Below are 20,397 nucleotides of genomic sequence, written 5' to 3'. Positions count from 1 at the left end.
TCCCTCCGCCGCCCCCTTCCTTTTTTAAAACCCCACCCCCCCCGGGCCCCCCCGCCGCCCCGGGCCGGGCGGGCGCCCCCGGGGCCCGGGCGGCGCAGGGCGGCCGGCACCGCGACCGCTCCCGGCACGGGCGCCGGGGTGGGCGAGGCGGGCGCGGGGGACGGGGCGCGGAGGACCGGACGGCGCAGGGCGCGCTGAACCGGAGCGTCTTCGGGGCGGCCGGGCTGCTCTGCATGGTGGTCGGCGTGACCGTGGCGGTCTCCGGGCGCGGCGAGCCCCCGGTGGTCCGGGTGGAGACCTCCGCCCGGCAGGCGGGCACCGGCACCGGTGACGCCGCCGCGGCGGGCACGGCCGGAACCGTCGGCACGGCCGGCGGCGCGGCCACCACCGGACCCGCCGGTCCGCGCCCGTTCGCGGCCTCGAAGCCGACCCGCCTGCTGATCCCGACCGCCGGCGTCGACGCCCCGGTGAGCGGCCTCGGCCTGAACGCCGACGGCACCGTCGAGGTGCCGACCGTCGAACGGGCCGCGGAGGTCGGCTGGTACCGCAACGGCCCGACCCCCGGGGAGACCGGCCCGGCCGTGCTGATCGGGCACTACGACACCGCGCGCGGCCCGGCGGTCTTCCGGCGCCTGCCGGACCTGCGCGTCGGGGACCCGCTCCAGGTGCGGCGGGAGGACGGCAGCACCGTGGACTTCCGGGTCCGCGAGCTGCTCCAGGCCGCCAAGAACGATTTCCCCACCGAGACGGTGTACGGCGACACGGCGGCACCCGAGCTGCGCCTGATCACCTGCGGAGGCCGGATCGGGGGCGACGGTCACTGGACGGACAACATCATCGTCCTGGCGGACCTGGTCGCCCCCGCCGCGCCGCCCGCCTCCACCGGCTGACGGGGCTCCCGCTAGCCTGCCGGACGGCACCCGCGGGGGAACCGCCGGGTGCCGTCCGGGCGACCTACCACCGGACACGAACCAGCACGCCGGGAGGGACCGGCGCACCAGTACGGACCGGGAGAGGGACGCCGCAGGATGACGAGGACACCCGGGCGCCGTCCGCGCGCCCTCCTGCGCGTCGCCCTCGCCGCGTCGGCGCTCGCTCTCGCGGCCGGCTGCGCGACCCCCGGCGAACTGCGCGACCACGGCACCGCGGAGCCCGTCACGCCCCCGGTCGCGAAGGTACCGCTCTGGCCGGGCCGGGCCACCGCCCCGCCGCCCTCGCCGCCCGGGCCCACGGCGGGCCGCACCCCCGAGCCCCCGCCGCAGGAGGTCCCGGACATCACGGTGCCCGGCCAGGACATCACCGCGGTGGACGTCCACGCCCTGCTGGACAAGGACCCCGGAGTGAGTCAGGACGAACGGCGGGCCCTCGAACCGTGCGATGCCTGCGAGGTCCGTGACCCCGTGTACCGCGACCTCACCGGCGACGGCCGGCCCGAACTGCTGGTCGCCGTCGGTACCGGCGAAGCGTTCGTGCTGCACGTCTACACCGCGTCCGACGGCCGGCTGCGGCCCGTGCTCAGGGCGGAGCTGCCCAAGGTGTTCGGCGCCGAGACGGTCGGCACCGGCCTGTGGCTCTCCGAGACGACCACCATCTCCCTGCGGACCAGCCGCCTCTACCAGTGGGACGGGGTCCGGCTGGTCCTGGCCGACCAGCGGGTCGAGGGCATCGGGCCGGTGCCCCAGACGGCGCCGCCCGACCCCGAGGCGACGATGTCGGCCGCCGAGCGGAAGGCCGCGATGGAGAAGAAGGCGGCCGCCGAGCGGGAGGCCGCCGCGCAGAAGTCGGCCCGCGTCACTCCGCCGCCCGGCAGCTCCGGCGGCGCGCCCGTCCCGCAGCCGGTCGTGCCGACCCTGCGCCCCACCGGGGCGCCGGCCGCGCAGCAGCCGACCCCCACCTCGACACCCGTCGTGCCCGTCCGTCCGGAGACCAAGCCATGACACCCACGGCACCCGCCCACCCGCACATCCTCATCGTCGAGGACGACGAGGTGATCCGGGAGGCCACCCGGATGGCCCTGGAGCGCTACGGCTTCCCGGTGTCCACGGCCGCCGACGGCCTGGAGGGCCTGGAGACCTTCCACGCCGTGCGGCCCGACCTCGTCCTGCTGGACGTGATGCTGCCGCTGCTCGACGGCGTCGGCCTGTGCCGGCGGATCCGGGAGGAGAGCCAGCTGCCGATCCTCATGATGTCCGCGCGCACCGACCCGGTGGACGTGGTGTCCGGCCTGGAGGCCGGCGCCGACGACTACGTGGTCAAGCCGTTCGAGAGCGCGGTGCTGGTCGCCCGGATCCGTACGGTGCTGCGCCGCATCCGCGTCGTCCCGGCCGCCCCCGATCCCGTGCCCGGCCAGGTGTCCGCGGCCGGTCCCGGGCCCGGGACCGCGCCGCCGGCGGTGGTCCCGGGCCCGCCCGCCGCTCCCGTCGCCCCCGCCGAGGTCCCCGCCCCCGCTCCTGTCCCCGCTCCCGTCCTGGAGGCCCGGACGGCGGTCCGCAGCTTCGACGGCCTGGAGGTGGACACCGACTCCATGGAGGTCCGCGTCCACGGCCGGCTCGTCCCGCTCACGCCGACCGAACTGCGCCTGCTCCTGGAGTTCACCGCCGCACCCGGCATCGTGCTGGAGCGCGCCGTCCTGCTGGAACGCGTCTGGGACTACGAGTGGGGCGCCGACACCCGCGTGGTCGACGTCCACGTGCAGCGGCTGCGCGCCAAGATCGGCAGCGGGCGGATCGAGACCGTCCGCGGTTTCGGCTACAAGCTGCGGCGTTCCGAATGACCCTGCGCCGCCAGATCGCCACCGCCGTCGCCGCCATCTCCGTCCTGGTCGCCGTGGCGGTCGGGCTGCTGGTCCACGAGGCGATGGTCCGCCAGCACGTCGACCAGGCGCGGGGCTCCGCGCTCACCGCCCTGGACGCCGCGGCCGAGGCCTACGAGCGCGGCGAGGAGGTCGGCGGGGGCCCGCGGCACGCGGCCCTGGACGACCCCGGACTGCCCGCCCGGCTGCACGCCCTCGCGACCCAGGGCCGGCGCGGCTCGCTGCTCGCCCCCGCGGACGAGGGCGAGGCCATGTGGGCTGCCCGGGCGGTCCGCGACGGCGGGGCGGTGCTCTCGGTCCGGGTCGACTTCGTCCAGGACCGGCAGGCGATCGCCGACCTCGACCGGATCATCCTCATCACCGTCACCGCCTCCGTGTTCACCACCGTGCTCGTCGGGGTGCTGGTCGCCGACCGGATCAGCCGGCGGCTGCGGACGGCGGCGACGGCGGCCCGCGGGATCGCGGCCGGGCGCACCGACGCCCGGATCGGCGAGCTGGTGGACGGGCGCGACGAGGTCGCCGACCTCGCGGCGGCCGTCGACCTCATGTCGCGGGAGCTGCACCGGCGCCTGGAGGACGAGCAGCGGTTCACCGCGGACGTCGCCCACGAGCTGCGCACCCCGCTGACCGGTCTGGTCACCGCGGCCGAACTGCTGCCCCCGGGCCGTCCCACCCAGCTGGTGCAGAACCGGGTGCAGGCGCTGCGGGCACTGGTCGAGGACCTCCTGGAGGTGTCCCGGCTGGACGCCGACGCCGAACTGCCGGACCTCTCGGCGGTGCCGATGGAGCGCGCGGTGCGGCGCACGGTCGCGCTGACCGGGCTGGAGGTGACGGTCGAGGTGGCCGCCGACGCCTCGGTGCGCACCGACCTGCGCCGGCTCGACCGGATCCTCGGCAACCTCCTCCTCAACGCCGACCGCCACGGCGGCGGCACGATCGCCCTGAGCGTCGACGGCCACCGGGTCACCGTCCGGGACCGTGGCCCCGGCTTCCCCGGGGAACTGCTCCGCGACGGCCCCCAGCGCTTCCGCACCAGCGTCCGCGAGCGAGGCCGGGGCCACGGGCTCGGCCTCACCATCGCCCAGGGCCACGCCCGGGTGATCGGAGCGACCCTCACCTTCGCCAACCACCCCGACGGCGGCGCCGTCGCGACCCTGGTCCTCCCGCCCGCTCCATCCGACTGACGGCTGTTCGGAGGGGAACTCCGGGGCCGGACGGGTTCCGCCGCGTCGGTTTTCCACGATCCGTCCGATTCGTGCACGGCCCGGTGGAAGGCCGAAAAATTCGTGCACCCGGGTGCAACCTTCGGTTCGACAAGCGTGTCTGATTGAGTGAAAGACGGGAAGCCGCCCCGCGTTCGCAGGTCGAGCGCGCGAGCAGGCCCCGATGCACTGTTATTCCTGGGCGCTGCCCGCGGGTCCGTCCGTCCATGGAATGCACTCCCGATGCCGAATGCTGCTGACGCCTGCCCGCAGCCGTGAATCCAAGGAATTCGTATGCGCACTTCCATTTCCCACAGCTCCGCCCGTCCGCGTCGTGCGGCCGTGCGCGCCGCCGCCGTGCTCACCGCCGCGCTGGCCGGCGGGGCCGTCCTGCTGCCCGTTCCCGCCGCCTTCGCGGACGCGCCGCCGGCGGCCACCCTGAAGGTCGACGCCCCGGCCGTGGTCGGGTTCGCCGGTCAGCCGGTCGAGTTCACCGAGACCGTCACCAACCCCGGTGACACCGCCACCTCCTACGGCCTCGCCCTGAGCACCCGCAGCGACCCGGGCACCCCGGCGCCCGACGCCATCTCCCTCGACTACCGGGACCCGGCCGACGGCGTGTGGAAGGCGGTCCCGCTGCAGTCGGCCGTCCTTGAGGACCACGTCTCCTACGCGGGCGAGCTGCCCTACCGGCTGAACGTCCCGGCGCACGGCAGCGTCGAGGTCCAGCTGCGGATGGGGGCCCCGATGGGCCGGCCGCACGACGGCTACGGCAACGGCGGGTTCCGGTCGGTGGACCTCCGGTCCGCCGTGGCCGCCCTCGACGGATCCTGGATCGCGCTGGCCCAGGAGACCAGGACGATCAAGGTCGACGGCCTCGACCCCTCCCTGGCCTCCGTGCCGGCCACCGCGGTCGCCGGCGGGGCGCCCGTGGAGTTCGACGCGGTCCTCAAGAACCCCACGCCGTCCAGCTACGTCAACCTCGGCAACGTGCTGTTCGTCGACGACCACGCCACCGTGCAGGTCCGCCGGGCCGACGGGAGCTGGAAGACGCTGGACCTGGTCACCAACGACGGCCGGCCCGGCGTCCACCTGGAGGGCCGTGACTCCAGTCTGGCCGCCAACGCGACGCGGACCGTCCGGGTGCGGGTGTCCTACGATGCCACCACCCCGCTCGGCCCGGCCGAGCTGAACCGGTGCGTCTTCGTCAACGAGCCCGCGAACGCGCCGTTCCGGGGGACGACCCACTGCGTCCCGGGGGCCACCCTGCAGATCGTCGCCCCGACCGCCGTGCCCCCGGCCGCCGCACCCTCCGCCGCCGCGAAGCCGGCCGGCAAGGCCCTGCCGGCCCCGGCGAAGCCGACGAGGACCACCCCGGCCGCGCCCACAGCCCCGGCCACCGCCCCGGCCGCGCCCGCCGCCCCGGCCGCGCCCGCCGCCCCGGCCGCCCCGGTTGCGGCCACCGTGGCCCCGGCGGCCCCGGCCGCGCCCGTCCCGGCCGAGACCACCCCGCCGCAGCCTGCCGCTCCGGCGCCCGCGGCCCCGGAGGCGATCGCGGCCGCCCCCGTGGCGGCGACGGCCCCGACCGGCGGGCGGCCGGACTCCTCCGGCCTGCCCTACCTCGCGGCCGCCGGAGCCCTCCTCGCCGCCGGCATCGCCGCCGCCTTCCGGACGGCCCACCGCCGTCGCGCCTGAGCAGCGGCGGGGGTCCCGCTCCGGCAACCGCAGGAGCCGCCCGCGCCCTGCCCGGTTCCCGGGCCCGGATTCCGCGACGGGCAGCCGCCCGTCACCCCGGCCGCCAACTCCTCGCCCGCCCGGGCCTCCACCCCGGGCGGGCACTTCCGTTTCCGGGGCGGGCAGGTTGCTCGTGGGCCGGCGGAGGGGCAGTGGTTCCTCCGCCGGCCCACCTGGTCCCCGGGGCCGCAGGCTCGTCCGGGCTTCTCCGCGTCCGGGGCCGGGTGCCCGTTGTCGGGCACGGGTGCGAGGGGTGTTGTGGTGGTTGCCTGCTCGCCCGGGTCGCCTACCCGGGCGGGCTTCTCCACTCCAGGGGAGGCCGACTGCGCGTGAGTTGCCACGGATGCGACGGGTTGTTGCCGGGGTCGGTTGCCCGCCCGGGCTCCTCGGCCCCCCGGGGTGCGTCTGGTCGGCCGTGGGGTGGCGCGGGTGCAGTGGGTGTCGGCCGTTGCTGTCCGCCCGCCCGGGCCGGCAGTCCGGGCGGGCGCTTCCTGTCCTCGGGGGCCGGGGCCGGGGCCGGGGCCGTTTCCCGTCCCCGGCCCGGCGGTTCGCGGACGGCGCCCCGGACGTCCGCGCGTTCACGGTGGGCCGGTACCCGCGCCTCCGGGCGACCGCCCTGCGCCCGCGCGTCGGGACCGGGCCCGGCCCGCGACCGACCGCCCCGTGCCGCGCCGCCCGGCGCGGCACGCGATCGCCGCCGGGCCCCGGTGCGGCGGGCACGCCCCGTGCCGCCGCACCAAGGGCGAACCGTCTAGGGCCCGGCCGGGGCGTCCAGGGCCGGGGCGAGGAGGGCGAAGGCCCGGGTGGTCAGGGCGGCCGGGTCGGCGGCGCCGTCGCTGTCGCTCCAGCGCTCCAGCACGGTGGCGAAGGCGGTGAGTGCCATTCCGGCCGCGAGCCGGGGGTAGAGGTCGGTGGCGGGGTCCCGGCCGAGGCGGGTGGCGAGCTCCGCCGACAGGCCCTCGCACCACTCGGTCTGCCGTTCCAGCAGGCGGGCGTGCAGGGCAGGTGTGCGCAGGATCAGCTGGACGGCGCGCAGCGCCCGGTCGCCGTGCTCGCCGCAGGCGGCCAGCGGGACCAGGACGGCGTGCCGCAGGGCGGTCGAGGGGGGTTCCGCGGTGGGGCGGGCGGCGAGTTCGGCGCGGATCCCGGTGCCCAGTTCGGCCAGGAAGCGGACGATCACGTCCTCCTTGGACGCGAAGTAGCGGAAGAACGTCCGCTTGGAGACTCCGGCACCGGCGGCGATCTCGTCCACGGTGACCGCGTCGAAGCCCTGGGTGGTGAGCAGCCGGAAGGCCGCCTCGGTCAGTTCGTCCTCGACGAGTTGACGTTTGCGCTGGGCCAGGCTGCCGGCGGGTCGGGAGGTCACCCCGTGATGGTAACGCCATGCCAGCTTTGGCATTCGGTAGCGCCTTGACACCGAGTGACACGGACGGCAGCATCTGCCACATGAAGCCTTCGGAACCATGGAACGCCGGGCTGATCCCGGACCAGGGCGGCCGGGTGGTGGTCGTCACCGGCGCGAGCGGCGGACTCGGGCTGGCCACCGCCCGGGCGCTGGCCCTGCGCGGTGCCCGGGTGGTCCTCGCGGTCCGCGACGAGGAGCGGGGCCGCCGGGCCGCCGCCGGGATCGCCGCCGCGGCGCCGGACCCCGGGCTCCCCGGCCGCCTGGAGGTCCGCCGGCTCGATCTCGCCGACCTCGACAGCGTCCGGGACTTCGCCGGGCGGCTCCTCGCCGACCACCCCCGGCTCGACGTCCTGGTCAACAACGCGGGCGTGTTCGCCCTGCCCCGGGCGCTCAGCCCGCAGGGCCACGAGCTGCAGTTCGCCGTCAACCACCTCGGCCACTTCGCCCTGACCGGACTGCTGCTCGACGCCCTCGCCGCGGGCCGTGACCCGCGCGTGGTGACCGTCAGCTCGGTCAACCACCGCAAGGGGCGGATCCGCTTCGACGACCTCGACGGCGCGCGCGGCTACGCGCCGATGGCCTTCTACGACCAGTCGAAGCTCGCCAACGCCGTCTTCGGCCACGAACTCCACCGTCGGCTGACGGCGTCCGGCAGCCCGGTGCGCAGCCTGCTCGCCCACCCGGGCTACACCGCGACCGGCCTCCAGACCCACGGGCCGACCGGCCTCACCCGGCTGCTCTTCGGGCGACTGCTCAGGCCGCTCGCCCAGCGGCCGGCCGACGGAGCGCTGCCGCAGCTGTTCGCCGCGACCGATCCGGCCGCGGCCGGTGGGGAGTTCATCGGGCCGGACGGCCGGGGCGAGCTGCGCGGGGCGCCGACCAGGGTGGCGCTCGCGCCGGCGGCGGCCGACGCGGAGACCGGCCGCCGGCTCTGGGCGCTCTCGGAGGAACTGACCGGCGTGCGGTTCGGAACGGCCCCGGCCTAAGGCGCACGCGCGCCCTCCTCGCCCCGGCCCGCGGCGCACGCACGCCCACCCCCCCGCACCACCCGGGTCGCCGCCGCTGCCCGGCCCGGCCTCACCAGCCGCGCCGGGCGCGGCTCCGCCGGAGCCACCGCCGGAACCGCGCGGCGCGGCGGGCAGGGCGGCGATCCACGGGTCCCCCCGGGACCGGCCGCCGGGCTCCGGGACCGGAGCGGCGGCCGGGGTGGGTCACCTGACGGGCGGTCGGCCGACCGGTCCGGCGAACGCCCGGGGGAGGACCGGTCACTCGACGGTCACGCTCACCTCCATCTGCGGGTCGCCGGGGTTCCCGGAGATCTCCAGGGTGACGCCGCTGAACACGCCGTCCGGCTCGTTCAGCGGCGGGTTGCTGTGCTCGCCGATGAGACCGTTGCCGAGCGACGGGTAGAGGTCGTCCCCGTCGCCGCGGTTCGGCACGACGGAGTCGGCCAGGTCACGCCGGCCGTCGGCCTGCATCAGCTCGATGGCCAGGTGGCGTTCGTCGTTGACGTTGTCGATCGACTCGTCCACCACGTAGGCGGCGACGCCCTCGTCCGGGAGGAACTCGTCCTGGCCGCTCCTGCGGCGGTACTCGACCACGATGTACTGCCGCGGGGTCATCCGGGGGCTGCGGACGAGCAGGATGCCGCCGCCCTCGGAGACGGGCCGCAGGACGATGTCCTTGGTGGTGCTGGTGACCTTCTGCGGACGGATCCAGTCGTGGAACATCCGCAGCATGCCGTTCGGGTACACCGGCCGGTCGCCGGCGTGGTGCTGGTCCGGGCCGCCCCAGGAGCCGGACGCCATCAGGCAGTAGTCGCCGAGGCCGCTGGAGATCGCCTCGACCTTGGGGTCGCCGGTGTCGTAGAAGTCCGCCCAGCGGGCCGCTAGGTGGCCCCACTCGTGGGCGCAGACGCCGACCCGGCAGTCCTCGGGGACGGTCAGGAAGGTCTGCATCTCCAGGTTCGGCCGGACCGGGAAGCCGGGCTGGAAGCTCCACTTGGCGCTCCACAGCGCGCCCGGCCGCTGCGGGCGCGGGACGGCTTCGGCGCCGGGCCCGGCGTGCACGATGAACAGGGCGGTGACGATGCCCTCGTTCAGCACGTCCAGTTCCGGGGGGAACTCCACGCCCTGGTCGAGGGCGATCCGCAGGGCGTCGGCGGCCATCCCGACCTCGTTGCGGGGGAAGGCGTCCTGGTCCTGGCCGGACAGGCCGTTGGCGTAGAAGGACATCGGGTGCGGCAGCCGGAACCAGCCGTGCACCCGGCCCTGGACGTCGATGCCGCCGCCGTTCGGGTCGGCGGCGTCGAAGCCGCTGACCCGGCGGTAGTAGTCGCGCATCGACCCGGTGGCGAAGGTGCCGGAGCTGAACAGCAGCTGCTCGAAGTGCTCGACGGTGTGGGCCGGGTCGTGCGGCCGGTCGGGGAAGTCCACCAGCAGCACCACGGTGGGGACGACGCCCTTGAGCTTCTCGGACGGGTGGTCGATGAGCTGGGCGTCGCTGCGCGGCCCGGGGCGGATGGCGCCGTCGTCGAGGCCGACGACGTTCTCGCCGCGCCACTGGGTGCGCAGCACGCGGTAGTACTGGGCGAAGGAGATCTGCTCCGGGAGCCGCCGGGACTCGACCAGTTGCCGGTACTCGTCGTGGAGCTCGGCCAGTGCGGCCGGGGCCAGTGGGACGGGGCAGAGGTGCGGACGGGAGAGGTCGCCGGGGACGGCCCGGGGACGCAACGAGGTTAAGGTGTGACGCATGGTGACGGCTCCTTCGAGCCTGCCCACCCCGCCGGGGCGTGTCCGGCACCGCGCTGACGCGGGCGGCGCCCCGCCGGACGGGCGGTCACCGGCAATCGGTCGGCTCGCCATGAGGCGGTCGGGTCCGGCCGGTACCGGTTGCGAACTGGGCGATATGTGGTTGTCTGTCCCTATTTTGACGCCCCGCACGGCCGCAGCACCAGACCCGGAGCGCTGTCGGTTTCCGCCGGGTGCGGCTCAGCCCGCCCGGTACGCCGCGGCCGCCGCCGTGAAGGTGGCGGCGAGCTGCGGGTATCCCGCCCAGTGCAGATGCAGATACGAAGCGTGAACATTCTCCGCTCCCGCCGCGCCCGCGAATCCCTCGGTGTGCGGGCCGGTCGGCAACCGCCAGCCCCAGGCGGGCCGTTCGCCGGCGCCCGGCTCGCAGACCGTCCGGTGGAACTCGTGCCCGCGCAGCCGGGCCCCGGTCCGCGCCAGCGGCGAGTCGTGCAGCGCGACCGCCTCCCGGTACCCGAGGGTCAGCCGCTCGGTCATCCGGGCCGAGCCGTCCAGCACCCCGCACATCGGCAGGCCGTCCAACTCGCGCCCGAGGTAGAGCAGTCCGGCGCACTCCGCCGAGACCGGGCCGCCGCCGGCGGCGAACGCCGCGATCGCGGCCCGCAGCTGGCCGTTCGCGCTGAGCTCCCGGACGTACAGCTCGGGGAACCCGCCGCCGATCACCAGACCCGCCGTGCCCTCCGGCAGGGCGTCGGCGTGCAGCGGGTCGAACGGCACCACCTCGGCACCGGCGGCGGCCAGCAGTTCGGCGTTCTCGGCGTACGAGAACGAGAACGCGGCACCCCCGGCCACCGCGATCCGCGGCGCGCCCCCGCCGGCCGCACCGCCCACCGCACCGCCGGCCCCGGCGCCCACCGCACCGCCCGCCGGGCCGGACAGCGCCGCCAGTTCGGCCGCCGGGTCCCACGGCCCGGCGCCGTCCAGCGGCGGCGCCGTCCGGGCCAGCGCCAGCACCGCGTCCAGGTCCACCGAGGCGGCGATCAGTTCACCCATGTCGGCCACCGCCCGCAGCGCCTCCGCCGAGCGCTCCACCGCCGGGATCAGCCCCAGGTGCCGGGACGGCGTGGCGACCGCCGCCGAGCGCCGCACCGAGCCCAGCACCGGCACGCCCGAGCCCTCCTCCAGCGCCTCGCGCAGCAGCAGTTCGTGCCGGTCCGAGGCGACCCGGTTGAGGATCACCCCGGCGAGGCGGACCTCCGGGTCCCAGGAGGCGAAGCCGTGCACCAGCGCCGCCACCGACCGGGACTGCGAGGAGGCGTCCACCACCAGCACCACCGGTGCCCGCAGCAGCTTGGCCACGTGCGCCGTGGACGCCAGCTCGCCGCGCCCGGACGCGCCGTCGAACAGCCCCATCACGCCCTCGACCACCGCGACGTCCGCCCCGGCCGCGCCGTGCAGGAAGAGCGGGGCGATCCGCTCCGGCCCGCACATGAACGCGTCCAGGTTGCGGCCGGGCCGGCCGGCGGCCAGCCCGTGGTAGCCCGGGTCGATGTAGTCCGGGCCGACCTTGTGGGGCGAGACGGCCAGTCCGCGCGCGGCGAGCGCGGCGATCAGGCCGGTGGCGACGGTCGTCTTGCCGGCGCCCGAGGAGGGCGCCGCGACGACGAGACGGGGGATGTTCACGTGCTCAGTTCTTCCGTGCTCAGTTCTTCCGCGCCCGATGCCCCGGCGCCCGCTTCCCCGGCGCCCGCTTCCCCGGTACCCGGTCCCGCCGCGGGCCGTTCCTCCGCGGGCCGTTCCGCCGTGCCCGGCTCCTCCCGGCCACCGCCCTCCGCGGCTACCACTCGATACCGCGCTGGCCCTTGCGGCCGGCGTCCATGGGGTGCTTGACCTTGGTCATCTCGGTGACCAGGTCGGCGAAGCCGGTCAGCGCCTCGGGCGCGTACCGGCCGGTGATGACGACGTGCTGGCTGCCCGGCCGGTCCTTCAGCACGGCCACCACCTCCTCCGGGTCGACCCAGCCCCAGTGCATGGGGTAGGTGAACTCGTCCAGCACGTAGAAGCGGTAGGTCTCGGCGGCGAGGTCGCGCTTGACCTGCTCCCAGCCCTCCTTGGCCGCCGCCTCGCTGTCCATCTCCTGCTCGGACGAGCGCTGGATCCACGACCAGCCGGAGCCCATCTTGTGCCAGTCGACGGTGCCGCCCTCGCCGGAGGCGCCGAGCACCCGCAGCGCGTTCTCCTCGCCGACCTTCCACTTGGCGGACTTCACGAACTGGAACACCCCGACCGGCCAGCCCTGGTTCCAGGCGCGCAGCGCCATGCCGAACGCGGCGGTGGACTTGCCCTTGCCCGGACCGGTGTGCACGGCGGTGATCGGCAGGGTACGGCGCTGGCGGGTCGTCAGGCCGTCGTCGGGGACGCTCTCGGGAACACCCTTGGGCATGTCGGCTCAGGCCGCCTTTCGCGTAGCGGTGGTGGCCGGACGGCTCGTACCGCCCGGACGGCTGTCGCGGACGAGCGAGGCGACGCCGTCGGCGCGCAGCTCGTCCAGGGTCACGGCGGTGGCGCGCAGCCGGGAGGCCAGGGTGCGCGCCAGACCGAGCCGGACCGGGCCGGACTCGCAGTCCAGCACCACGCTCGCCACGCCCTGCGCGGCCAGCAGCCCGGCCGCCCGGTGCGACTGCGCGACGGCGTCCCGGCCGCCGCCGGTGGCCCGGCCGTCGGTCACCACGACCAGCAGCGGCCGGCGGTCCGGGTCGCGCAGCCGCTCCACCCGCAGCACCTCGTGGGCGCGCAGCAGACCGGCCGCCAGCGGGGTGCGCCCGCCGGTGGGCAGCGACTCCAGCCGGGCCGCGCCGACCTCCACCGAGGAGGTGGGCGGCAGCGCCAGCTCGGCCGAGGAGCCCCGGAAGGTGATCATGCCGATCTTGTCGCGGCGCTGGTAGGCGTCCATCAGCAGCGAGAGCACCGCGCCCTTGACGGCGGTCATCCGCTGCCGGGCGGCCATCGAACCGGAGGCGTCCACGACGAACAGCACCAGGTTGGACTCCCGGCCCTGGCGCACCTGCTCGCGGAAGTCGTCCTTGTGCAGCACCAGGGCCCGCGAGTCGCGGCCGCGGGCCACCTGGTGCGGCGCGGCGGCGCGCAGGGTGGCGCTCAGGTGCAGCCGGGCGAGCCGGCCGCGCGGACGGCGGGCCCGGACGGTGTGGCCGCCGTCGGTCTCGGCGGGGGAGCGCCGGCCCTGGGCGCCCCGCCCGGTGCCGTCCACCGCGAACAGCCGGGTCCGGTACGGGTCGCCGGCCGCGACCGGCGCCGTCTCGCGCCCGGGGGAGGGGTGCTGGGCCGGCACCGGCTGCGGAGCGGCCTCCCCGGCCCCGCCGGAGTCCGCGGGCTCCTCGGGGCCGGTCGCCCCGGCCTCCGGCGCCTCCGGGCCGGCGGACGGCTCGGGCGCGCCGCCACCGGGGCCGTCGGGACCGCCGTCCTGCGGGCCGTCGCCGTCGGGACCGTCCGGACCGCCCTCCGGGTCCGGGTCCTCCTCGGGCCCGGAGCCCTCCGCGGCCTCCGCCGGCTCCGGCTCCTGCCGGGCCTGCTCCTCCAGCACCCGGTCCAGCTGCTCCTCGTCCAGCCCCGGCGCGTCGAAGGGGTTGCGCCGGCGGCGGTGCGGCAGCGCCAGCTGGGCGGCCTTGCGGACGTCCTCGGCCTGCACCTCGGTGCGCCCCGCCCAGGCGGCCAGCGCCACGGCGGTGCGCGCCATCACGATGTCCGCGCGCAGTCCGTCCACCTCGAACGCCGCGCAGACGGCGGTGATCTGGCGCAGCGCCGTGTCGGTCAGCTCCACCGCGGGCAGCAGCTCCCGCGCGGCGGTGATCCGGGCCGCGAGGGCCAGCTCCTCCGCGGCGAACCGGGCGGCGAACGCGTCCGGGCCGGCGTCGTAGGCGAGGCGGCGGCGCACCACCTCGGCGCGCTCGGCCGGCTCCCGGGTGGCGGCGATCTCCACCGTCAGGCCGAACCGGTCGAGCAGCTGCGGCCGCAGCTCGCCCTCCTCCGGGTTCATCGTGCCGACCAGCAGGAAGCGCGCCGCGTGCCGCACCGACACGCCCTCGCGCTCCACGTAGGAGCGGCCCATCGCGGCGGCGTCCAGCAGCAGGTCCACCACGTGGTCCTGCAGCAGGTTCACCTCGTCGATGTAGAGCACGCCCCGGTGCGCCCGGGCGAGCAGCCCCGGCTCGTAGGCCTTGACGCCCTCGGCGAGCGCCCGCTCCAGGTCCAGCGAGCCGACGATCCGGTCCTCGGAGACGCCGACCGGCAGCTCGACGAGTTGGGCGGGGCGTTCGGCGGACGCCGCGCCGGCGTGCGCGCCGTCCGGGCACTGCGGGTCCGGGGCGGCCGGGTCGCAGGCGAAGCGGCAGCCGTCGACGGTCGCGATGGACGGCAGCAGGCCGGCCAGCGCCCGCACCATGGTCGACTTGGCGGTGCCCTTCTCTCCGCGCACCAGCACGCCGCCGACCGCCGGGGAGACCGCGTTCAGCAGCAGGCCGAGCCGCAGGTCGGACATGCCGACGATCGCGGTGAACGGGTAACGGACGTCACTCATGCAGGCTCTCCAGGGGCTCCGGGCGGCAGGAACGGCAGCGATCCGGCCGCCGGCACCCCGCCCTCGATCAGCTTCCACAGCGCGTCGGTGTCCGCGTGCTCCTCGATCAGTTCGCCCAGCCGGTCCAGCCGGGCCTCCCGCGCCGCCGCGAACGAGGTGTCCGGCGCGGGCACGAACGCGCGGCCGGCCGCCGTGGCGACCTCGCGCAGCAGGGCGCGCCGGAAGCCGTCGTTCTCCAGCGCGCCGTGCCAGGTGGTGCCCCACACCGAGCCCGCCCGGCAGCCGTCCAGGAACGCCTCGCCGCCCTCGGCGGTGACGATCCCGTGGTGGATCTCGTAGCCCTCGACGCGCTCCCCGTAGGCCTCGCCGACGGGCCGGCCGAGCACCTTCTCCGCGCCGAACCGCACGTGCGCCGGCAGCAGCCCGAGGCCGTCCACCGCGCCCGCCCGCGACTCGACGCCGTCCACGATCGACCGGGCCAGCATCTGGTAGCCGCCGCAGACGCCGAGCACCGGCAGCCCGGCCGCCGCCCGCGCCCGCAGCACCGGCTCCAGGCCGCGCTCGCGCAGCCAGGCCAGGTCCGCGACGGTGGCCCGGGTGCCGGGCAGCACGACGAGGTCGGCGTCGGCCAGCTCCTCGGGCCGGGTCGCCCAGCGCACCAGCACGCCGGGCTCCTGGGAGAGCGCGTCCAGGTCGGTGAAGTTGGACAGCCGGGGGAAGCGCAGCACGGCCACCCGCAGCACGTCCGCGCCGTACGGGCCGCGTGCGGCGGTCCGGTCGACGACGGTCGACAGGTCCAGCGAGTCCTCGGCGTCCAGCCACAGGTCCGCCAGCATCGGCAGGGTGCCGAGCACCGGACGGCCGGTCAGCCCGAGCAGCATCTCCAGGCCGGGGGCCAGCAGCCGGGCGTCGCCGCGGAACTTGTTGACGAACCAGCCGGCCACGTGCCGCTGGTCCTCCGCCGACAGCAGCGCCAGCGTCCCGTACATGGCCGCGAACACGCCGCCGCGGTCGATGTCCCCGACCACGACGACCGGCAGCCCCGCCGCGGTGGCCAGGCCCATGTTGGCGATGTCCCGGTCGCGCAGGTTGATCTCGGCGGGGGAGCCCGCGCCCTCGCAGACCACCACGTCGAAGCGGCCGCGCAGGTCCGCCAGGCACTCCAGGGCGCGCTCCAGCAGCACCGGCTTGCGCTCGCGGTAGTCCAGCGCGCCGACCTCGGCGACCGGCCGGCCCAGCAGCACCACCTGGCTGCGGCCGTCCGCGCCGGGCTTGAGCAGCACCGGGTTCATCGCGGCCTCCGGCTCCACCCGGGCGGCCTGCGCCTGCATCGCCTGCGCGCGGCCGATCTCCGCACCGTCGGCGGTGACGAAGGAGTTCAGCGACATGTTCTGCGCCTTGAACGGCGCGACCGCGACGCCCTGCCGGGCCAGCCAGCGGCAGATGCCGGCGGTCACCACGCTCTTCCCGGCGTCCGAGGTCGTCCCGGCGACCAGCAGTGCCCCGCTCATGTCCTGCCCCTTCTCCCGCCCAGCGCCGCCCGGAGCAGCAGGTGCCCGGCGACGGTCGTACCCAGGGCCAGCGCGCTCACCCGCCGGGAGAGCACGCAGGCCCGCTCGATGTCGTCCACCCCGACGGGGCGCAGCTCCCCGCCCAGCACCGGCCGGTGCTCGACGCGCTCGCCGTACCGCAGCGTGCCGCCCAGGCGCACGCCCACCGCGCCCGCGAAGGCCGACTCGGCCTGACCGGCGTTCGGGCTCGGGTGCGCGGAGCCGTCGCGCCGCCAGACCCGCCAGGCGGTGCGCGGCTCGGGCGCGGCGGCGACCGCCAGCAGCGCGGTCAGCCGCGCGCCCGGCCAGCCCGCCACGTCGTCCAGCCGGGCCGAGGCCCAGCCGAACCGGGCGTGGCGGGGCGAGCGGTGACCGACCATCGCGTCCAGGGTGTTCACGGCGCGGAAGGCCAGCAGACCGGGGGTGCCCGCCAGGCCGCCCCAGACCAGGGCGTTGACCACGGCGTCGGCGGTGTTCTCGGCGACCGACTCGACGACCGCGCGGGCCAGCTGCTGCTCGTCCAGCGCGCTCGGGTCGCGCCCGCACAGGTGCGGCAGCCGCTCCCGGGCCGCCGTGAGGTCCCCGGCGGTCAGTGAGCGGCCGACGGTGCGGGCCTCCCGGGTCAGCGAGGTGCCGCCGAGTACCGTCCAGGTCGCGGCGGCGGCGAGTGCGGCCCGGCCGAGCGGACGGCGGGTCAGCAGCCGGTCGGCGGCGAGCGCGCCGGCCGCGACCGTACCCACGCAGAGCGCGGTGTAGGCGGTGCCGGCGCCGCGGTGGTCGCGCCAGAGGAGGCGTTCGAGGCGGCCGGCGGCGGTGCCGAAGGCGGCCACCGGGTGGCCGCGGCGCGGATCGCCGAACCGGGCGTCGGCCAGGTAGCCGGCGACGGCGCCCGCGCCGAAGACGGCGGCCCGGGTCAGCGGGCGCACGTCGGCAGCGGGCGGGGGAGGGGCCGGCCGGGCGGGGCAGCCTGCATGGCGTGCGTGTCCTCACTCAGGGTCCGCGCCCTGGATCGACGAACCGGGGGCGAGAGTCTCCTGGCTTCCGGGTCGGACGCGCTCCCGGGCCTTCCAGCGGCTTCTGACGGCGCGCCGTGGCTTCTTCCGGTCGTGCTCCCCGGTGACAGTGGCGGGACCGCGCCGGACTCGCACCGGCTTCCTCTGCATGCCTCCGTATTGGCTGAAGGATCCCATCACGGGCCCGAACCGGGAGTCAACCGAGGTCACGGAGGGGTTGGTCACAGCCTCCGGCGGCCCGCCGGGGCGGTGTGACCTTCGTCCCGGAACAACCCGTACGGCCGTGTCCTGCTGGCCGCGGCCCGCCGCCGCGAGTGGACTGGGCTGAGCAGTGGGTTCCAGACACCGAGGGGTCCCGGCACCGAGCCATCGGGGAGCGAGTATGCGTTGGGGAATCGCGGCCACCGCGGCGGCCGCCGCCGTCGGCACCGGGGCGGCCGTCCTGGTGATCGGCCGCCGGGCGTCCGAGCGGATGGTCCGTCCGGCGGCGGGCGTCCGGGAGCGGACCGGCCCGGTGCTGGTCCAGAGCCTCGGCGCGGGCCGGGTCACGCTCACCCGCGGTCCGGAGAGCGAGCGCCCGGGCCGCTGGGCCGTCGAGTGGGGCGAGGACGGCCACGCGGTCGTCGAGGAGGTGCTGCACGCCGACGAGCGGGGCGTCACCCGCCGCCTGGTCCGCGCCGACCACGGCACCCTCACCCCCGGCACCGAGGTCCGTCTCTCCCCCCGGGTGTACCTCGGGGACCCGTCCGCGGCGCTGGGCCTGCCGTTCGCCGACACCGCCGTGGAGGGCGAGCTGGGCGCGATGCCCGCCTGGCGGCTGGCCGGCAAGCGCGGCACCTGGGTGATCCTGGTGCACGGCCCGGACGACGACCGCCGGCAGGCCCTCCCGGTGCTGCCCGAACTGCGGAGGCTGGAGCTGCCCGCGCTCGTGGTGACCTACCGGGGCGACGCGGGGGCGCCCGCCTCCCCGGACGGTCTCGGCCACTTCGGCGAGACGGAGTGGCGCGACGTCGAGGCGGCGGTCCGGACCGCCCTGGACGCCGGCGCGGGCCGGGTCGTGCTGTACGGCTGGTCGCTGGGCGCCACGATGGCCCTGCAGACCGCCGCCCGCTCGGACCTCTCCCCCGCGATCAGCAGCCTGGTGCTGGACTCGCCGGTGCTGGACTGGCCGGCCACCGCCCGCCGGGACGCCGCCCGGGCGGGCTTCCGCGGCGCCGCCGCCGAACTCGGCGCACTCGCCGCCCAGGGCCGCACCGGGGTGGATCTGGCCGACTTCGCCCGCCTCGCCGAGGGCACCGACCTGCGGGTGCCGACCCTGGTGCTGCACGGCCCGGACGATCCGGTGGCCCCGTTCGCCGCCGCCGAGCGGCTGGCCCGCAGCCGTCCGGACGTCGTCAACCTCCGGCCGTTCCCCGGCGGTGGCCACGCGGCCCTGTGGAACACCGATCCGGACCGCTACGCCGAGACCCTCCGCCGCTGGCTCACCCCCTTCTGCTGAACCCGCCCGCGCCCCCGCCCGCCCCGCCGGGAGCGGGCGGGCGCCGGGGGCCGGCGCAAGGCGCCCGGGGTGACCGCGGACGGAACAACGGGCGTCCGCACCCTCCCACCTGGCATGGACCCGCCACACGGTTCCGGCCAGCCGGTTTGGCCCCCGTTGCCCGATCTTGTCGAGCCCCCGCGCCCCGCGCCCGCCCCCGAGCGGACAACCGGATGTGACAGATGGCCGGTACAAGGGGAAGACTGCTCGACGTGACGTCTCGGAACCCGCGCGACCGTGATGCCCCGCTCCCGCCGACGATCGGTACCGGTGCGACGGTTACCCGTCTCCCCGGAACGGCCCACCGCCCCGCCGGCGCCAGGCCGGGGGCCCCGGGCGTACCCCGCCGACGAGGCCCCGCCCCCGCACCCGGCCGAGGCCGCGTCCCCGTCCCGGAGGGCTTCCCGGCCCCCGCCGAGCTCGCCCCGCTGGCCCGCCGCATGCTGGTCGACGCCGTCCGGATCGCCCGCTGGGCCGGCGATCTCGACGAGGTCGACAAGCGCGGCGAGCTGCTCCCCGACGACGCCCGGGCGGCCGGCCGCGCCCTCGCCATGACGGTGGGCGCCGCCGCCAAGGCCTGGGGCCAGGCCCTGCTGGTCGGCCTGGTCGAGGCCAGGGACGGCGGCGCCGGCTCCGGTTGGCGCCTGCACGCCTGGGAGCACGACGACGAGGCGGTGGTCCGCGGCTGGTCAGCCCTGTTCGACGCCTGGACGCTGCTCGCCCCGGTGCCGCCCGCCGCCCTGCGCGGCGTGTTCGCGGTGCTCGCCGGGCAGGCCGTCGACCAGGCCCCGCAGCTGCTGTCCTTCCTCCATCTGGTGGACGGCCCGGTCGCCGACATCGAGCTGCTGGAGCTGCTGCGGCGCGGTCTGGACGAGCGCCGGGTGGGCGGCGGCGAGGGCACCTTCGGCCTCTCGCCCGTCCCGCACGCGGCCTCCGCCGTCTCGGCCGTCCGCGGCACCTGCCGCGAGCCGCAGATCGACACCCCGGCCGCGCCGGCCGACGTCGCCGCCGTCCTGGACTGGATGCTCGACGGCCTGGCCGCCGTCGGCGCGCTGACCCGCGCGGACAACGCCGCCGAGCTGTCCCGGCTCGGGCACTGGGCGGTGCGGGCCAAGCTGGAGGAGATCTGCACCGTCGCGCAGACCGCCGCGGGCCACATCGAGCAGAGCGCGCTGGAACTGCTGAGCGCCTGCGCCGACTACTCGCCCGGCCCGGCCCGCGCCGAGTACCGGGCCTGGCTGGCCGCCCGCCCGGCCGACCGGGCGGTGGCCGAGCTGCTGGAGGCCGCGCAGGGCGAGGACGCGCTGGTGCGCGGCCTGGCCTTCGAGGCGCTGCGGGTGGCCGGAGTGACCGCCGAGCAGGCCGTCCGGGCCGCCGTCGACGAGGCGGTGCTGCGCCCGTACGCGCTGCTGTGGCTGGCCGAGCGCTCGGACGAGGGGGTCTCCCCGGCCGACGTGCTGGGTGCGGAGGACGCCGCCTGGCTCTGGGTGGACACCGCCGCGGCCGTCCTCGACCACGGCGAAACGGAACTCCTGGTCGGTCACGTCGAGGGCGCCTCGGCCGGCGACCCGGTGCGGCTGTTCGCCCGCGCCCGGCAGTCCGGCCACCCCAGGGCGGCCTCGGTGCTGACCGCGGTCTCCGGGGTCCACCCGGACCCGGGCGTGGCCCGGGCGGCCCGCCGCTCGGCGTTCAGCGTGCACCGCGGCGGCGCGTAGCCGCGGCGCCGCCGCGCACCGGGTGCCGGAACGACTCTGCACCCTCCCGCGTACGACGAAGGGCCCGGCTCCCCCAGGGGAGCCG

The 20,397-nt window shown here is 76.8% G+C and carries 15 protein-coding genes and 1 riboswitch; of the genes, 8 read left to right on the top strand and 7 right to left on the bottom strand.

Annotated features, from left to right (window positions below; all coding sequences use genetic code 11):
* Positions 1–245: 245 nt before the first annotated feature.
* From ACFCX4_RS20755 to ACFCX4_RS20735, 5 genes are all read left to right on the top strand, one after another.
* The gene (locus ACFCX4_RS20755; protein ID WP_376144490.1) at positions 246–890 is read left to right on the top strand and encodes a class F sortase; all 645 of its coding nucleotides are present in this window, start codon (positions 246–248) and stop codon (positions 888–890) included.
* Between the two features lie 138 nt (positions 891–1,028).
* Positions 1,029–1,937, top strand: coding sequence for a hypothetical protein (locus ACFCX4_RS20750; protein WP_376144488.1), 909 nt, complete (start codon positions 1,029–1,031; stop codon positions 1,935–1,937).
* Positions 1,934–2,773: a response regulator gene (locus tag ACFCX4_RS20745; RefSeq protein WP_376144486.1), complete on the top strand. Its 840-nt coding sequence runs from the start codon at positions 1,934–1,936 to the stop codon at positions 2,771–2,773. The genes ACFCX4_RS20750 and ACFCX4_RS20745 overlap by 4 nt, the downstream gene beginning before the upstream one ends.
* On the top strand, positions 2,770–3,996 hold the full coding sequence (locus ACFCX4_RS20740) for a sensor histidine kinase (protein WP_376144484.1): 1,227 nt from the start codon (positions 2,770–2,772) through the stop codon (positions 3,994–3,996). The genes ACFCX4_RS20745 and ACFCX4_RS20740 overlap by 4 nt, the downstream gene beginning before the upstream one ends.
* Positions 3,997–4,308: 312 nt before the next feature.
* Positions 4,309–5,709 carry a hypothetical protein gene (locus ACFCX4_RS20735; protein WP_376144482.1) on the top strand — a complete coding sequence of 467 codons (1,401 nt, stop codon included), beginning with the start codon at positions 4,309–4,311 and terminating at the stop codon, positions 5,707–5,709.
* Between the two features lie 790 nt (positions 5,710–6,499).
* Here ACFCX4_RS20735 and ACFCX4_RS20730 read toward each other — a convergent pair.
* Positions 6,500–7,114: a TetR family transcriptional regulator gene (locus ACFCX4_RS20730; RefSeq protein ID WP_376144480.1), complete on the bottom strand. Its 615-nt coding sequence runs from the start codon at positions 7,112–7,114 to the stop codon at positions 6,500–6,502.
* Positions 7,115–7,194: 80 nt separating this feature from the next.
* Here ACFCX4_RS20730 and ACFCX4_RS20725 point away from each other — a divergent pair, with 80 nt between their 5' ends.
* Positions 7,195–8,139 carry an oxidoreductase gene (locus ACFCX4_RS20725; protein ID WP_376144478.1) on the top strand — a complete coding sequence of 315 codons (945 nt, stop codon included), beginning with the start codon at positions 7,195–7,197 and terminating at the stop codon, positions 8,137–8,139.
* 279 nt (positions 8,140–8,418) lie between these two features.
* Here ACFCX4_RS20725 and ACFCX4_RS20720 read toward each other — a convergent pair whose 3' ends face one another.
* From ACFCX4_RS20720 to ACFCX4_RS20695, 6 genes are all read right to left on the bottom strand, one after another.
* Positions 8,419–9,906, bottom strand: a complete 1,488-nt coding sequence (locus ACFCX4_RS20720; RefSeq protein WP_376144476.1) for a M6 family metalloprotease domain-containing protein — start codon at positions 9,904–9,906, stop codon at positions 8,419–8,421.
* Between the two features lie 237 nt (positions 9,907–10,143).
* The gene (locus tag ACFCX4_RS20715) at positions 10,144–11,586 is read right to left on the bottom strand and encodes a cobyrinate a,c-diamide synthase (protein ID WP_376144474.1); all 1,443 of its coding nucleotides are present in this window, start codon (positions 11,584–11,586) and stop codon (positions 10,144–10,146) included.
* A gap of 154 nt (positions 11,587–11,740) precedes the next feature.
* Positions 11,741–12,346, bottom strand: a complete 606-nt coding sequence (gene cobO / locus ACFCX4_RS20710) for a cob(I)yrinic acid a,c-diamide adenosyltransferase (RefSeq protein ID WP_376144472.1) — start codon at positions 12,344–12,346, stop codon at positions 11,741–11,743.
* A gap of 6 nt (positions 12,347–12,352) precedes the next feature.
* Positions 12,353–14,497 carry a putative cobaltochelatase gene (locus ACFCX4_RS20705; RefSeq protein WP_376144470.1) on the bottom strand — a complete coding sequence of 715 codons (2,145 nt, stop codon included), beginning with the start codon at positions 14,495–14,497 and terminating at the stop codon, positions 12,353–12,355.
* A complete protein-coding gene (locus ACFCX4_RS20700; protein WP_376144468.1) occupies positions 14,494–16,008 on the bottom strand; it encodes a cobyric acid synthase in 1,515 nt (504 codons plus the stop codon). The genes ACFCX4_RS20705 and ACFCX4_RS20700 overlap by 4 nt, the downstream gene beginning before the upstream one ends.
* A complete protein-coding gene (locus ACFCX4_RS20695) occupies positions 16,005–16,973 on the bottom strand; it encodes a cobalamin biosynthesis protein (protein ID WP_376144466.1) in 969 nt (322 codons plus the stop codon). The genes ACFCX4_RS20700 and ACFCX4_RS20695 overlap by 4 nt, the downstream gene beginning before the upstream one ends.
* An 80-nt stretch (positions 16,974–17,053) precedes the next feature.
* Positions 17,054–17,265, bottom strand: a riboswitch (cobalamin riboswitch).
* A gap of 177 nt (positions 17,266–17,442) precedes the next feature.
* Between ACFCX4_RS20695 and ACFCX4_RS20690 the strand changes: the two genes are divergently transcribed.
* Together ACFCX4_RS20690 and ACFCX4_RS20685 are read left to right on the top strand one after the other, a co-directional pair.
* Positions 17,443–18,558, top strand: coding sequence for an alpha/beta hydrolase family protein (locus ACFCX4_RS20690; protein WP_376144464.1), 1,116 nt, complete (start codon positions 17,443–17,445; stop codon positions 18,556–18,558).
* Between the two features lie 479 nt (positions 18,559–19,037).
* A complete protein-coding gene (locus tag ACFCX4_RS20685) occupies positions 19,038–20,312 on the top strand; it encodes a hypothetical protein (RefSeq protein ID WP_376144462.1) in 1,275 nt (424 codons plus the stop codon).
* The last annotated feature ends 85 nt before the right edge of the window (positions 20,313–20,397 follow it).

The organism is Kitasatospora sp. NPDC056327 (genome assembly GCF_042261735.1).
In the GTDB taxonomy this organism is placed as follows: domain Bacteria; phylum Actinomycetota; class Actinomycetes; order Streptomycetales; family Streptomycetaceae; genus Kitasatospora.
Note: the sequence above shows the minus strand (reverse complement) of the source record. Positions and strands in the feature narration are given on the sequence as shown.